General features: G+C 59.8%; 11 protein-coding genes. All 11 read right to left on the bottom strand.

Annotated elements, in window-relative coordinates; all coding sequences use genetic code 11:
- Position 1 precedes the first annotated feature (1 nt).
- Positions 2–1,114, bottom strand: coding sequence for a glycosyltransferase family 4 protein (locus KU887_RS04385; RefSeq protein WP_080322908.1), 1,113 nt, complete (start codon positions 1,112–1,114; stop codon positions 2–4).
- Positions 1,111–3,336: a glycosyltransferase gene (locus KU887_RS04380; protein ID WP_080322909.1), complete on the bottom strand. Its 2,226-nt coding sequence runs from the start codon at positions 3,334–3,336 to the stop codon at positions 1,111–1,113. The genes KU887_RS04385 and KU887_RS04380 overlap by 4 nt, the downstream gene beginning before the upstream one ends.
- Before the next feature lie 136 nt (positions 3,337–3,472).
- Positions 3,473–4,534, bottom strand: a complete 1,062-nt coding sequence (locus KU887_RS04375; RefSeq protein WP_194131135.1) for a hypothetical protein — start codon at positions 4,532–4,534, stop codon at positions 3,473–3,475.
- A gap of 82 nt (positions 4,535–4,616) precedes the next feature.
- Positions 4,617–5,207: an acyltransferase gene (locus tag KU887_RS04370; RefSeq protein ID WP_258254775.1), complete on the bottom strand. Its 591-nt coding sequence runs from the start codon at positions 5,205–5,207 to the stop codon at positions 4,617–4,619.
- Between the two features lie 31 nt (positions 5,208–5,238).
- The gene (locus tag KU887_RS04365) at positions 5,239–6,639 is read right to left on the bottom strand and encodes an ABC transporter ATP-binding protein (protein WP_080322912.1); all 1,401 of its coding nucleotides are present in this window, start codon (positions 6,637–6,639) and stop codon (positions 5,239–5,241) included.
- 17 nt (positions 6,640–6,656) lie between these two features.
- On the bottom strand, positions 6,657–7,469 hold the full coding sequence (locus KU887_RS04360) for an ABC transporter permease (RefSeq protein ID WP_080322913.1): 813 nt from the start codon (positions 7,467–7,469) through the stop codon (positions 6,657–6,659).
- 284 nt (positions 7,470–7,753) lie between these two features.
- Complete coding sequence (locus KU887_RS04355; RefSeq protein WP_258254774.1) at positions 7,754–11,065, bottom strand: glycosyltransferase; 3,312 nt, start codon at positions 11,063–11,065, stop codon at positions 7,754–7,756.
- A 190-nt stretch (positions 11,066–11,255) separates the two neighbouring features.
- Positions 11,256–11,933: a hypothetical protein gene (locus KU887_RS04350; protein WP_077019982.1), complete on the bottom strand. Its 678-nt coding sequence runs from the start codon at positions 11,931–11,933 to the stop codon at positions 11,256–11,258.
- A gap of 55 nt (positions 11,934–11,988) precedes the next feature.
- Entirely contained in the window at positions 11,989–12,921 is a 933-nt protein-coding gene (gene rfbD, locus KU887_RS04345; RefSeq protein WP_258254773.1) for a dTDP-4-dehydrorhamnose reductase, read from the bottom strand.
- 10 nt (positions 12,922–12,931) lie between these two features.
- The gene (gene rfbC / locus KU887_RS04340) at positions 12,932–13,483 is read right to left on the bottom strand and encodes a dTDP-4-dehydrorhamnose 3,5-epimerase (RefSeq protein WP_060213773.1); all 552 of its coding nucleotides are present in this window, start codon (positions 13,481–13,483) and stop codon (positions 12,932–12,934) included.
- The gene (gene rfbA / locus KU887_RS04335; protein WP_034200926.1) at positions 13,480–14,361 is read right to left on the bottom strand and encodes a glucose-1-phosphate thymidylyltransferase RfbA; all 882 of its coding nucleotides are present in this window, start codon (positions 14,359–14,361) and stop codon (positions 13,480–13,482) included. The genes rfbC and rfbA overlap by 4 nt, the downstream gene beginning before the upstream one ends.
- Between the last annotated feature and the right edge of the window lies 1 nt (position 14,362).

Below are 14,362 nucleotides of genomic sequence, written 5' to 3'. Positions count from 1 at the left end.
ATTACTGGATGTTGTTGACGAGATTGACGAACCGTCGCGCAACCTTGCTCGGAGAGAAGTCTTCGGCATATCGAGACGCGCGCTTGACGAACGACGCGTAACTTCCATCTTCCTTGCCGCGCCACGTTGGAGAAGTCATCCGCTCGACCGCCCGGCCAAGTTCCGAGGAAAGGCCTTCCAAGCTGCCGGTCTCCACAAGTTGCCCGAATCCATTGGTTACGGACGGGACATTGGAGTTGTCGTAGGCAATGATGTAGCAGCCGTTCGAAATGGCCTCGACAATCGGAACACCGAATCCTTCGTGATAGGTCGGCAACACGAACAGATCCGCGTCCTGGAGAATCTCGTGCTTCTGTGCCTCGGACGCATTGCCGTGAATCTTCAATGAAATGCGATGGCCGTATTGCTGCATCAGCGACGCCATCATGACCTCGATCTGTGCCAGCAATTCCGGATCGGAGAACAGCAGGTTGCCGACCATGTCTAGCCTGAGTCGACACGTCCGGTTCGACTCAAGCACGTTGCCGAGTGCCATCAACAACTCATGCGGCCCCTTCGATTTGACGAATCGACCGATGAACGCCATGCGGACGGTATCGTCATCGACACTCGGCTTTTTCGTGGGTGCCTTAGACATCGAATGAATGGCCAGCGGCAACACCGTTGCAGGCGTGTTGATACCGGCTTCGCGCAGCACGTCCAGATTCGTGTCGCTCACACAGATGACATGATCGGCCCACGCGATGTTCGACATCTGCGAGAAGGATTGATCGATCAATGAACGGCTTTCGGGCTTTACGAACTCACGAGGCGTGACGTTGTGGAACACCACGACTCGCTTCGCTCGGGCCGGAACGATCGACAGCAAATCGAACAGCGGGTAATAAATGCCGAAATGAAATATCACGACGTCGCTTTCAAGGAAGTGAGCGTCGTACGCGATATCCGCGACATTGCTGACGACCTTCGATGGAAGGTCATCATGTTCACATACATAGGCGAACAGGCGAATGTCGTCGATGCCGCTCTCGCGTAAAGCACGAATCTCGTCACGAATGCTGTTCGAGATCGCGTCGTTCTTGACGCAAATTCCGTTCACATAGGAAATCTTCATTGTGTGACGGGCTCGAGCTGGTTGCGAATCGCAAGCGCGTAGAGCGCCGAACTCTCGGACGCCATGCGTGTTGCAGTGAATCGTTCTTCAAACAACCGCTTGCCTTCTGCACCCATGCGTGCACGCAACTCCGGAGAATTCGCGAGCGTCCGGATCGCTTGTGCGAGTGATTTCGAATCGCCCGGCGTCGCCAGCAGTCCTGAAATGCCATGTGAAACGACTTCCGGCATCCCGCCTGCAGCGCATCCGATGACCGGTTTGCCTTCGCGCATCGCCTCGAGAAAAACGAGGCCGAACGACTCGAATCGGCTCGGCGCGACAAAAATATCGCACTCTGCATAAGCCGCACGTACGACTGCGTCCGGCGCCCGGCCTTCGAATGACACGCGATCGCCCCACTTGCGGCCTGCGTCCGAATCGACGAACGCGTCCTTGAACGTGCGCCCGCCCGGCCCGGGAAGCGTATCGTCACCGATCACCCGTACCTTCAGGCTGGGTATATCGGCCATGACCTCTGGCAACGCTTCCAGCAGTACGTCGATACCCTTGCGCGGCTCAAGTCGACCGACAAACAACAACGTTACCGAATCGGACTTCGCCGCGGACTGGCCTTCCACGGTAACCGCCTTGGCCGCAAGCCCATGCGGGACCACGACCGTCTTCTGCGGATCGAACCTGAATCCATACGCGCTCTCGATTTCGCTCACGATCGCGCGACTATTCGCTCGCACCGCATCAGAACGCGTCATCATTTCGGTTTCCAACGCGAGCATCGGCTTGCCAAACGACTTCATCCACTCCGCGTCGGCCGCATATTCGGGGTGCGTCTGAATCCAGAAATGCAGTGTTGTATGCAGGCTGGTCACTACCGGCCAAGTACCGTCAAACAGGAACGCACATCCCTCGCAATCCCAGATCGGCGCCTCGATGACGCCGATCTTGCGGTGCGATGCGATACGCTTGACCTCCTGGAGCGCTGTGGCCGACCAGTTCCAGATGTGAGCCGGAATCTTCCGTTCGACTGCAGCCGGAGGAAGCACCGATTCTTTCGTCACGATGCGATGAATCCATGCACCGTTTTCAAAATCCACCCGATTGAAATCCGGGCTTTGCGTAATCACATGGACAATGCGTCCCTCGGCCCCTAATCCTTCGGCCAGATCCTTGTTGAAGGTAGCAATCCCGCCGGACTGCGCCGGTGCATAGTCGCGCGCGATCAATACGATCGCGTCCTGATCCGGATCGCCGAACGTCTCGAACTTCTTGAACTGGCCGGCAACGCGCGCCTTCTTTTCTGCGGTGATCAACTCTGCGTGCCCGCGCAGGCCCCGCTCGACGCCCGTATCCCAGGCCCTGGTGCTTTCCTCCTTGAATTTTTCGAGCTCGGACGTGTCAAGACGCCCTCCGTCGATATGGAAGCGAATATCGTTCTCGTGCCCTTGCGAGAACTTTCGATTGTCATCGAAGATCTCGTCCAGCGGCAGATACTTGCGCGCATGCTTGAGCGAAAAATAGATCTTGTTCTTGATGACCGGATACCGGTATCGCGTGATCTTGTGATCATCCCGCACATGGCTCGGCGCGAACTTGTGATGCACATATGCGTTCGGCAATTGGCGGATGACGTATCCCGCATCGACCAGTCGGCAACACAGCTCCGTTTCATCAAGGTAATACTCGATCTCCTCGTCGAAGCCACCGACTTCCATCAGGGCCGAACGACGAAACGATGCGTTCGTTCCCTGAAGGTACGGAAATTCGTAGGACCCCGGAAAACACAGGTGCTCTGCGCTTTTCTTCGCTGCCCAGTTTGAATTACCGAGTCGATTGGCCGTACTGTATTCGTATTGGTACGTATAACCAGTTTGATCAAACACCAGGCCGCCCGCACCGCCGATCTCCGGGGAGTCGTATGCCGCAGCGAGCTGGGTCAGCCATTCCGGCTCGGGTATCGCGTCATCGTCGATGAAGGCCACCACGTCGCCTTCCGCCATGCAGATACCGACGTTCCGGGAGACCGACAGATTTGCGACCGGACAGGTTCCGGCGCGAACGAAAGGGGCCCAGGACTCAATCACTTCCGCCGATGCGTCAGTCGATGGGCCGTTGACTACAATGACTTCGAAGTCACCAGCGTACCGAATCCAGCGAAAACTCTCCAAGGTCTTCTGCAATAATCCTGCACGATTGAGCGTATTTATGACAATCGAAAAGCTCAACATGGGTTACCTCGATCTATCGGTACAGTATTTAATGGTGAAACGACACTGCGCGCGACATGTTGTCGTTCGCCACATGCGTCGCGTCGTCACGTCACGCCCCCTTCGGACGAAGGAAGCGGATACGCAGGCCGTCGCGTCAGGCTTTCGCCGCGCGCTTCGCGACAATTTCAAATTCGTAGCAGTTTCCGTTGCGGCGCCCTGCCTCCACCAGCGAGATGTCGACAAACCCTGCTTCTGTCAGGATTGCCGACATCGATTCGGGCGTGAACATGTTGAAATGAAAATCGCCGTCGTAGTCCTGACCACCGAACGTGACTTCGCGCAAGTAAGCGTAGGGGTAGTCACCATCGATGTAATTCTTCATCATTGCTTGCGCGTCCGGCACAACCGCATGAAATTCGCCGCCCGGTTTCAGGAGGTCGAACCAGTACGGCAACAACTCGCGGACCATCTGTTCCTGCGGAAAGTGCTCGAGCAGGTGAGCCGAGAAAATCTCGGACAACTCCCCGCTCTTGAACGGCAACTCGTCGACTTCCGACACGATGTCCACGCCAGGCAGCGCGCGACGGTCCACGTTCAGATAGCCATCCAGTGCGATATGGCCGCACCCCAGATTGAGTCGCAACTCGCCATTGCCGGCAGCGGCCGCCACTTTCTCTTTCGCAATGATTTCGGTCTTCGCCTTGAGCGTATCGTCGTGCTCACCGGGCGACGATGCGCCGTAACGCATTTCGAACATCAGTTCCCGGCGGACGAACTCAACGCGTCCGAGCAGATACCGGACCGAATCGTCCATGCCGTTCAGACGATCGTTCACCTGACCGACAAGCGTCGTAGCTTGCGACAGTTGCTCACCCACGCGTTCATCCAGCTTCTGCTGGTTCTCGCGGCCGAACGCCTCGCCTTCCTCAATCAGCGATTTCAGTTGCTTGACGTCGTTATGAAGCCGTCGCAAAGCAACGGGTACCGAACGGACAAGATTGTCTTGGTCGTTGTCGAGCAATCGCTGACGATCGTTCAACTCCGACAGCGTTCGCAAGAGCATCGGCAGTTGATCCTTCTCGTACACTTCCTGACGGCGCATCACGTCGGCGCGGAATTCGGGCAACCGAATCGCCGCGACCACGATGCGCACCAGCCGACCCACTACCGGCAAGTCCGCAACGACGCGGACCGCCTTTCTGATTTCTGCCTTCATTTCATTCAACTCTCAAATTCGCTCGGTAAACTTCTACCGCGTGTTATGGCCGTGCGACGAATGGCACTCACAGGGGCCGGACTCAAACCAACTTCCTGATTTTTCGTGCCGGAACGCCGCCATACAACCAGCCGGCGTCGACCTGGCCGCACGTCACAACCGCACCCGCGGCGATGACGGCATGGTCACCAACCGTGCAAGGCCCCGCAACGACCGCGTTGGATGCGATCCAGACGCCTTGTCCGATCACGATGTCACGTCCATCACGCGGATAGTCGTGTCGGGCGGACATTTTTTCCGTCACCGGATGCGTTCCCGTAATCAGACTGACGTTGTGGCCGAAGAACGTTTGATCGCCAATCACGATGCGTCCCGACGACACGTTCATCAATGTGTTGACCAACTGCACACCGTCTCCGAGCGTGACGCGTCCCCAGTCGCCTCCGAAGAGAACCGGTGTCATCACGAGTCGCTGCGCGATTGCCGGCGTCATGCGGTCGACGAGACGCTCGATGAAAACATCGGATCCCAGTATGTCGGCCGACTGATTCGCCACAACTTGCCGCGCAATACGGTCCGCGAATTCCGGCGACTGGCCGAGCCGGGCGACCACGCGCTCGGTCACGGCTTCCGTCAGGCGATCGCGGATCTTTGTCCTAAGACGCTGAAACATGCGAATGTCCGGGTGATATGGGTACGATCGATCAGTCCAGTGAATGCATCGAGACCGCGTAGTTCACGTGCACGATACCCCACAGATCACGCTTCACGACTTCATCCGGGAACCGCACGGCGAACCGCGCTCCACCCACGCAATAGTCGATCACGTTCGTAACGAGACTCTGCCCGCGGTTTTCCGGGTGTTCTGTCGTCACACCGACGCCCGCGATCAAACCGTATTCGCCAGGACACAGGGGATTGGCAAACGAAAACTCGATCATGTGCTGAATGTGCGGGGCCGCTTCTGACGGAAAAACATCCTGTACCTCCGAACTGAAATGCAGAATCTGCCGGCCCGACGAATCCGTGATACCGAGCGCCAGAGAACTCTTTTTCGGCGGCGGCGATTCAACATGAAAGAACACGCGAACGCGCAGCGTCTTCTCGATATCGACCGTATCGCATTCGTTGCCGTCCGGATCGATCACGCTGATGTCGTCGATTCGAATCTCGCCGGTACCTGTACGCAGTGGTTCGACACGAGATGAGAAGGCACGGGTACGCGCCTTGTCCGGACGCATGTGAGCAACCGCCGTCGATGCGTCGGCCGTGTTAGTCGCATTGCCCGCGGTCGCCGGCGTATCGGCCGGATCGTCGTCATCGTCAATCTCCGTCACATCGATCCCGGCTCGTACCATTCGACTGAACACTTCGCTCTGGTACGCGGCGCCGACCTGCTTCGAACTGCCCAGCAGACGAACGCGCCCTTTCTCAAGCCACAGGCCTCGATTACATAGCGCACGAACCGAATCCGCCGCGTGCGTGACGTAGATAAAAGTCGTTCCCTCATCAAGCATCGTGCGAATTTTGTGCAGACACTTGTTCTGGAAATATGCATCGCCGACGCTCAGCGCTTCATCGACAATCAGGATATCGGGTTGCACGTAAACTGCGCAGGCGAACCCCAATCGGACGGCCATCCCGCTACTGTACGTCTTGACTGGATGATCGACCGCGTCGCCCAGCTCGCTGAAGCGGATGATTTCAGGTTGCGCTGCGATGGCTTGCTCCTGAAGCATTCCATGCAGCATGCAGAACTGAACAATGTTCTCGCGGCCTGAAAGCTCGGGATTGAAACCGGCTCCCAGTTCCAGCAGCGCAGATACTCGACCGGAGACATTGACCATCCCCGTACTCGGGTTCAACACGCCTGCCAGAATCTTCAGCAGCGTGCTCTTGCCGCTGCCGTTTTCGCCGACCACACCGAACCTGTCACCTCTCTCGAGCGAGAAGGAAACGCCGTCCAGTGCTCTCGTCTCGCGAAAATACTGTCGCTTGCCCGCCGACATCAGTTCGAGCAGACGATGGCGCGGCGAAGAATATGAACGGTAGATCTTGCTGATGTTGTTCAGCTCTATAACCTTTGAGCGATCTTGTGTCGACATGAGCTAACTCTTCAGCCTTAAAGAACATCCGCGAAGCCAGGCTTCAGCTTGCGAAAAATGAATGCGCCGATCGCCAGCGTGGCCGCCGCCACGATAACAAGCACCCCGATATATTCCCAATTGAACGGAATACCTGGGAAAACGGCCTGTCGCGAAGTCTCGACCATGTAGTAAAACGGATTGAGTGTCATGACGATATTGCGCATCCAGATCATGCGTGACGCTTCGACCATCGTGGCGGGGTACAGGATCGGGGTGAGCCAGAAAACAATGTTCGTGCAAAGCGGTACGATCGGCACCATATCCGGAACATAGACAGAAATTGCCGAAATCCCGTACGCGAAGCCGATCGAAATTGCCAGCGACAGCGCCCAGATCACCGGAAACATCCAAATCATGGCTCCCGGCACGACGCCCTTGATAATCAGCAGACCGATGACGAACACGAAAATGATGCCCTGACTGATCAACGCGGAAGTCAACGGAATCAACGGCAAGACCCATACGGGAAACGCGATCTTGCTGATCAGATAACTGTACTCGCGCAAAATGCCAGTGCTCCGCCCTGTGACTTCTGTAAAGACGGTCCACAGCGAGAACGGAACGAAATAGAAAAGCGCAAACGGAATGTCTCCGTACTGCGCTCCCATTCGTCCCCGCATTAGGATCGAGAACACGACAACGTTGATCAGCGAGTAGAGCAGCGGCACCCCGACGTTCCATGCCGTACCTGCATAGGAACTCGCATAGCGGTTCTTCAGATCTCGCTTTGCCAGCATCCACGCCAACCTCAGTGAACTCGCGCTGGAGTGATGTGATTTTTCCTGCATCGGTTTTCAATACCTACTAAATTGGAGTTCCGTTGAACGTAGACTCAAATGACATGCGCCGAGTCACACATGCGGCGAGACGAACACACGCGCCTGCTTCCCTTTTCCACCATGCGGATCGGCACGATGGTCCATATCCCGGCCTCGCTGCCGATCGCCAGAGTTCGCATGCGCTTCCGCGAAAGGGAGCGATGTTGACATCCGATGCACCAAGCCGGACGCATCCGTAGTCGCCAAACCACGCGGGATGCTGCTTCGGTGCTCGTTCAACTGGTGTATCCGCGTCATTTTATCAGCCCGTCCTGATCGATCGACCGCTCGATAACGAGCCCCCGCACCATCCCGCCCAACCGCGCCGACATCTCGTCCCACGAGCGCGCCCGGATCCACGCCGCCTGCGCTTCGGCTTTGCTGCCAAGCAAAGCCCGATCGCGGAGCAGTTCACCGAGCGAATCCGAAATCGCATGTGCATCCGTACCGGAAAAGCGATGCACCATCTCGCCGAGATCGTCGAAGATCGGGATCGGTGTACAAGCGACCGGCCGATTGGCCGCGATGCCATATCGCACGGCGCCGCTCGCGGACTCGGCCGTATCCTGATACGCGAACACGATCAAATCCGCCGCGTCCAGATAGGCGAAGCTTTCGCGATCCGGCAGGAACTCCGTGATCATCCGGACGCTGTCGCCCAGACCGAGCGTCTTGATCCGCTCGCTGCAGCGTTGCGCCACAGTCTCGGAATCCGCGACCGGATAGAGCGCGTTCACCATCAGCAGTCGTGCCTCCGGCATCTCCGGCAACAGCAGCGCAAACGCATCGATGACCTCCTCGAGCCCCTTGTGCGGCAACAGGAACCCATAGGTCGCAATCACCGGCGCGTCTGCCGGAAGATTCAGCGCCGCCCGGCTGGCGAGCCGGTCCGTCGCCTCCCGCGCATGCACGCCGTGCGGGAAAAGCGTGGCATTGCCGGCCAGCCCGAGCGCCCGCAACCGGTTCAGATCTTCGAGGCCGTGTACCAGCAAGCGATCCGCGAGGCGCAGCGCCTCGACGATCTCCGACAGCGATGCACGCAACTCCGGCGTGTCGACGTCCTTCGTCGAGTGGAACGTGACCACGATCGGGATCGCATGCGCATGCGCGTACTCGACGATCCGGGCGGTCGACTCCATGCTGAAAAAACCGTAGTTGTGCTGCAGCACGATCGCGTCCGGCTGACACTGCGCAAGCGTGGCAATCAGTTCGTCGACGCGCCCGCGCTGGTCCGTCCAGCAGCGGGTCACCTCCGGGCCGTCGGCGACGATGACGGCCGGATCGCGCGACGCTAGGACGCGCACGTCGAATTGCGCCGGATCGAGGCCCGCGACCAGAAACGATGAATACGTCGCGATCCCGCACTTCGTGTTCCACGACGAGATCCATGCCAGCCGCGTGCGGCCCGACGAAGCCGGTTCGATGGCGCCGACCGCAGTCTCCAGTGCCGCAAAACGCGCAGCGCAGCGATCCCAGGTGAACGCTGCTTCAAGCAATGCGCGGCCGCGTTCCGCCTTCGCGCGGCGCACGTCATCCGTTGCAGCATGTACCGCCCGCAATTGGGCAGCGAGGCTGTCCACGCTCGGCTCGGCCCAGACCGAGTCGAACAGGCCGAGATGCGACTTGGCGCCCTCGAACGTATAGTCGACGAGCCATGCGGTTTCGTCGGTACAGAAATCGGTCTGACCGCCGAACGCCGTCGTGATCACCGGCAACCCGAACCACATCGCCTCGCCCATCGGCAACCCGAAGCCCTCGCCTCGCGACGGCGCAACGAATGCGTGGCAGCGGTGATACAGATCGACTATCTCGCCGGCGTCGAGATCGGCGTCAATGAGTACGATTTCCGGGCAGTCGGGATAGCGCCGGCGCAACGCGGCGATCTGTTCGGCTACCGTATTGTGCGGATTAGGGAACGTCTTGATGATCAGCGACACGTCGTCGCGCGCCGTAAACGCTTTCGCGAACGCATCGAGCAGCACGTCGACGCCCTTGCGAGGGAAACACGACGACACGTGCAGGAAACGGAAACCCTTGCCGAGCGTGCCGCGGTACTCGCGACGTGGCGTGCGTGCGACATGGTCGAGGCCGAGACCGACGTTTGCAATCGTGCCGGCAAAACCGTTGTCGCGCGCGACCTTCGCGACGAACGCCGACGTCGCAGCGATACCGTCGAGATTCTCGTTGAACGACGCGACCCACGCGGCAGGCAACTCCGACTCCTCCCACGCGAAGTGCAGAAAGTTGAACAGCCCGTCCATGTCGTGCACTCGCGGCGGATAGAGATCGCGAATGACGACGTCGGCGCCGCTGCGCTTGCTTCCGCGCGCGACCAGATCCGGCAACCCCGGAATGGCGGCGATCCGCCGCGTATCGGGCGCGTAGTCGCCCGGCCCTTCCGTCGCGAACAAACCAACTTCGCCGGGATTCGCGCGGTCGAGCGCGAATGCCAGTTCGCGGTTCACGAGCGCAAGACTGTACGACGTCTCGAACGGTCCCTCGACCTGATAGCGCAACGCGGGCACGCCGCCGTCCGCGGTTTCTGCAGCAATCGGCCGGGGGATCTCGATGCCCTCCTTGCGCAAAAAGCGCTGCAACTGATCGAGCAGTGTGGGGCGTTCGAACTGCCGAACCCGCTTGCGTTGCTCGACGATCACCGCGCGACGCAGCGCGCGATCCTCCAGCACCGCACGTGCGAGCGCAGCGACAGCCTGCGGATGCTTGTCGTGTACCAACAATCCTGCGCCGCCGAGCGTCGATTCGATGTTGCTGCTCGCGTAAGCAATCACCGGAACATCGAAGGTCATCGCTTCGATCAGCGGGACGCCGAACCCCTCGTGGTCGCTCAGGCACAGAAACAGTGCTGCGGAGCGATACCAGCCGTACAAATCGGCGTCCGACACCTTCCCCGCAAAGCGGACAATCTCGCCCAGCTCGAGTTCATCGATCAGCTTGCGCAATTCGAGATAGTAAGGTTCCTCTTCGCCGTATCCGCCGACGAAGGTGACCTGAAACGGACTCGGCATAATGGCGCGCAACTGGGCAGCCGCCTCGACGATGTCTCGATGTGCCTTGTTCGGAGAGACGCGCCCAACGAACAGGATGGTCGAAACTTGCGACTGCTCCTGGACCAGCGCATCGTTCCACTCGGTCGTGCGGATGCGCGCGGCATCGATCAGCAGCGGAATCGTTTCGACCTTCTCGTAACCGCGCTCGCGAAGCTCCTGGGCATTCAGATCGGACACCGCTATCGCCGCAGCGAAATGCTCGCGAAACGTATCGAGTTGCGCACGTCCTTTCACCGAGTAATGCCGGAACGGCGACCTTTCGTCGAAGAACGATTCAGGCGTGATGTTGTGATAGATGAGGACCGTAGTACACGGAAGACTCAGAATCCACTCATCCTGATCGTGTCCCATCGAGTGATGCAGCAGCATCACGTCGTCCGCCGATCCGTCGTATTCCCGGAAGTAGCGAATGCGGCCAACCAGTTCCGGAGCAACATGTTCCGCGAATATCTCGGATTCGAAACCGAGCTCGCGCAACAGCGCCTGGATCATGAACATGCTGTTCGTCACCGCGTCGGCAATCGCGCTTCCGGAATGAAACTGGTTGATCGCCCGGACGCGTCTTGAATGAGGGCCTTGCCGTGAATTCGTTGCGTCGGACGTGCTTTGTAGTGCGATATTTGGGGAAGCCACGGCGGCAGTTGCTCCGTTGTGCATAAGGTTCAGGCTGAATTCCGCGCCGGCATGCTCAACGCCCGGACGCATCGTCGTCGCGCGCAGGTACCGCCGTCGCGCAGATCTCGGTCAGCCGCGCGGCGAGCTTGCGGGTATCGACACCGACCACCCGCGCATCGAGGAAACCTTCGACGGTCGCGCGGTCGCAATGCGGCACGCGTGCGGCCATGCGCTCTGCGTAGTATCGACGCGATACGCTCCCTTCCTTCCAGCGTGTAACGGAAATGGTCTGCGTGCCGGCAAAACGGGGAGCCGCGAGATGCGCCACACGCGCCCAGATCCCCGGGTGGTTGTCGCGAACCCAGAACACCAATTTGCGTGCGAGTGTGCTCCGTCGCGCGGTCTCGCGAAGCGCCGTCATGCCACGCCGCTTCAGTACCACCCACGATGGGTCACGCGCGAACCTGATGGCTGATTGCGCGACGCGTACGGCGCCGCGCAATGGCGCCGTGACCCTCCATGACGTGCTCGACAGCACGTCGCTCAACTGTCGCTCGGCCGCGTCCGCACGTGCCTGCGCCACCGACACGTCGTAGCTCGTGCGACGAAGGCGAGCAGCAGTGTCACGCGCCAGCGCCTGCGCTCGCTCGAATTCCGCCTCGAGCTCCGCAATGCGTGCGCGCAACGCTTCGGCATCGGCAAGATGCGCCTGCTTCGCTTCGGCGTCAGGATGACGATTGCTTGAATCCATGAGTACTACACCATTCCTTGAGTCGATCGGGACAACGTCCCTTCTCGCACCGCGCTCATGCGCGGATGAGACTATCCTCTGTATCGAGACGTCGACAGCACTTCGTCAACGCGTCATGCCACCGCGGCACGCGCATGCCGAACGCACGCTCGAGCTTCGCGTTAGACAGTCGCGAATTGCGTGGCCGTGCGGCAGGCGTCGGATACTCGTCGGACGGTATCGGCACCACCAGCGGCCGGCGAGCACGCCGGCTTTCCGCAAATATCGCGTCGGCGAACCCGGCCCAACTCGTGTCGCCGGCCGCCGTCATGTGATAGACGCCCGAATTCGCCGCCCACCACTGCGAATCGTCTCGCTGCTGCGTGAACAACTGCGCCACGACGTGAGACGTGAGATCGGCCAGCGTTTCCGACCACGTCGGCGCACCGATCTGATCCGCGACGACGCGCAACGTATCGTGCTTCTCCGCCAGCGCTCGCATGGTCAACAGGAAATTCTTCCCTCGCGTGCCGTAGACCCAACTCGTCCGAAACACGAGATGCTTGCCGCCTGCCCGTGCGATCGCATGCTCTCCAGCCAACTTGGTCCGGCCGTACACATTCAGTGGCCCGGTCGGATCGGTCTCGACGTAAGGTCCGTCCTTTCGGCCGTCGAACACGTAGTCGGTCGAATAATGGATCACCATCGCGCCTGCCCGCGCTGCCTCGTCGGCAATGATGCCCGGCGCCTCGCCATTGATCCGCATCGCGAGATCGGGCTCGCTTTCCGCTTTGTCCACCGCCGTATAAGCGGCCGCATTGACAATCAGGTCAGGGCGGAGGTCACGGATCACGCTGCGCAGTCGGTCAAGATCCGCAAGGTCGACGACCGTGCGGTCCGCCGCAACGACGTGCCCGTGACGTGCCAGCGTTCGCACGAGTTCGAACCCGAGTTGCCCGAGCGAACCCGTCACGAGGATCCGCGGGCGATCGCCGGTCGCTGCATTCATACCCGCACCTTCACGAATAGACCTCCGCCTGCGCCAGACACTTGCCCGCCGCGTCTTTCGCCGCCAGTATCGGTTCACCGTCGATCGGCCATTCGATGCCAATCTCGGCGTCGCTCCACAGGATGCTGCGCTCGAATTCCGGATACCAGTAGTCGGTCGTCTTGTAGAGGAACTGCGCTGCATCGGACAACGTCAGGAAGCCATGGGCAAAACCCGGCGGCACCCACATCTGCCGCCGGTTCTCGGCGGACAGCACCACGCCGGCCCATTGTCCGAACCGCGGCGAGTCGCGACGGATGTCCACGGCCACGTCGAACACGGCGCCTTCGATCACGCGCACGAGCTTGCCCTGTGCATGTTCGATCTGATAGTGCAGGCCGCGCAGCACGCCCTTCACCGAGCGCGAATGATTGTCCTGCACGAACACGACGCCCTGCTCGACGTGTTCGGCAAACGCGCGCGCGTTGAAGCTTTCGTAGAAGAAGCCGCGCGCATCGCCAAACACCTTCGGCTCGATGATCTTGACTTCCGGCAACGCCGTTGCCGTTATCTGAATGGTCATGCAATCCTGTCCGACAAAATCTGTTGGAGGTAGCGCCCGTAGCTGTTCTTAGACAATGGCGCCGCGAGCTTGTGCAGCTGGTCGCCATCGATCCATTGCTGACGAAAGGCGATTTCCTCCGGGCACGCGACGACGAGCCCCTGCCGCTTCTGCAGTGTCGCGATGAACAGCGCCGCATCGATCAGCGAATCGTGCGTTCCGGTATCGAGCCATGCATAGCCCCGCCCCATGATCTCGACGTCGAGTACGCCGTCGGCGAGGTAGCGTGAATTCACGTCGGTGATTTCCAGTTCGCCGCGCGCCGACGGTGTGATTTCGGCTGCGATGTCGCACACGCGGTTGTCGTAGAAATACAGTCCGGTCACCGCGTAGTTCGACCGAGGCTGCGTCGGCTTCTCCTCGATCGACAGCGCGCGGAATGCACCGTCGAATTCGACGACGCCATAACGCTCCGGATCCTGCACGTGATAGGCGAATACCGTCGCACCCGACGCCTTCGCGCTCGCACGATCGAGCTGTTTCACGAGATCGTGGCCGTAAAAGATGTTGTCGCCGAGAATCAACGCGGACGGATCGCGGCCGATGAAGTTCCGGCCGATCACGAACGCCTGGGCCAGGCCGTCCGGCGACGGCTGCACCGCGTACTGGATGTTCATCCCCCACTGGCTGCCGTCGCGGAGCATCGCCTCAAAGCGCGGCGTGTCCTGCGGCGTCGAGATGATCAGCACGTCGCGAATACCTGCGATCATCAGCGTCGACAACGGATAGTAGATCATCGGTTTGTCGTACACCGGCAGGAGCTGCTTCGACACCGCGTGGGTAATCGGATACAGCCGCGTGCCGGAACCGCCGGCGAGAATGATGCCCTTGCGTGCCATC

The organism is Burkholderia sp. EMB26 (genome assembly GCF_024730645.1).
In the GTDB taxonomy this organism is placed as follows: Bacteria; Pseudomonadota; Gammaproteobacteria; order Burkholderiales; family Burkholderiaceae; genus Burkholderia; species Burkholderia cenocepacia.
The sequence above is the reverse complement of the archived record's forward strand: the minus strand, read 5'-3'. Positions and strand labels throughout refer to the sequence as shown.

Coding starts and splice junctions, on each gene's coding strand:
- KU887_RS04350 (WP_077019982.1), bottom strand. CDS start 11,933: ATGGATTCAAGCAATCGTCATCCTGACGCCGAAGCGAAGCAGGCGCAT.
- KU887_RS04385 (WP_080322908.1), bottom strand. CDS start 1,114: ATGAAGATTTCCTATGTGAACGGAATTTGCGTCAAGAACGACGCGATC.
- KU887_RS04365 (WP_080322912.1), bottom strand. CDS start 6,639: ATGTCGACACAAGATCGCTCAAAGGTTATAGAGCTGAACAACATCAGC.
- rfbC (WP_060213773.1), bottom strand. CDS start 13,483: ATGACCATTCAGATAACGGCAACGGCGTTGCCGGAAGTCAAGATCATC.
- rfbD (WP_258254773.1), bottom strand. CDS start 12,921: ATGAATGCAGCGACCGGCGATCGCCCGCGGATCCTCGTGACGGGTTCG.
- KU887_RS04355 (WP_258254774.1), bottom strand. CDS start 11,065: ATGTTCATGATCCAGGCGCTGTTGCGCGAGCTCGGTTTCGAATCCGAG.
- KU887_RS04370 (WP_258254775.1), bottom strand. CDS start 5,207: ATGTTTCAGCGTCTTAGGACAAAGATCCGCGATCGCCTGACGGAAGCC.
- KU887_RS04380 (WP_080322909.1), bottom strand. CDS start 3,336: ATGTTGAGCTTTTCGATTGTCATAAATACGCTCAATCGTGCAGGATTA.
- rfbA (WP_034200926.1), bottom strand. CDS start 14,361: ATGGCACGCAAGGGCATCATTCTCGCCGGCGGTTCCGGCACGCGGCTG.
- KU887_RS04375 (WP_194131135.1), bottom strand. CDS start 4,534: ATGAAGGCAGAAATCAGAAAGGCGGTCCGCGTCGTTGCGGACTTGCCG.
- KU887_RS04360 (WP_080322913.1), bottom strand. CDS start 7,469: ATGCAGGAAAAATCACATCACTCCAGCGCGAGTTCACTGAGGTTGGCG.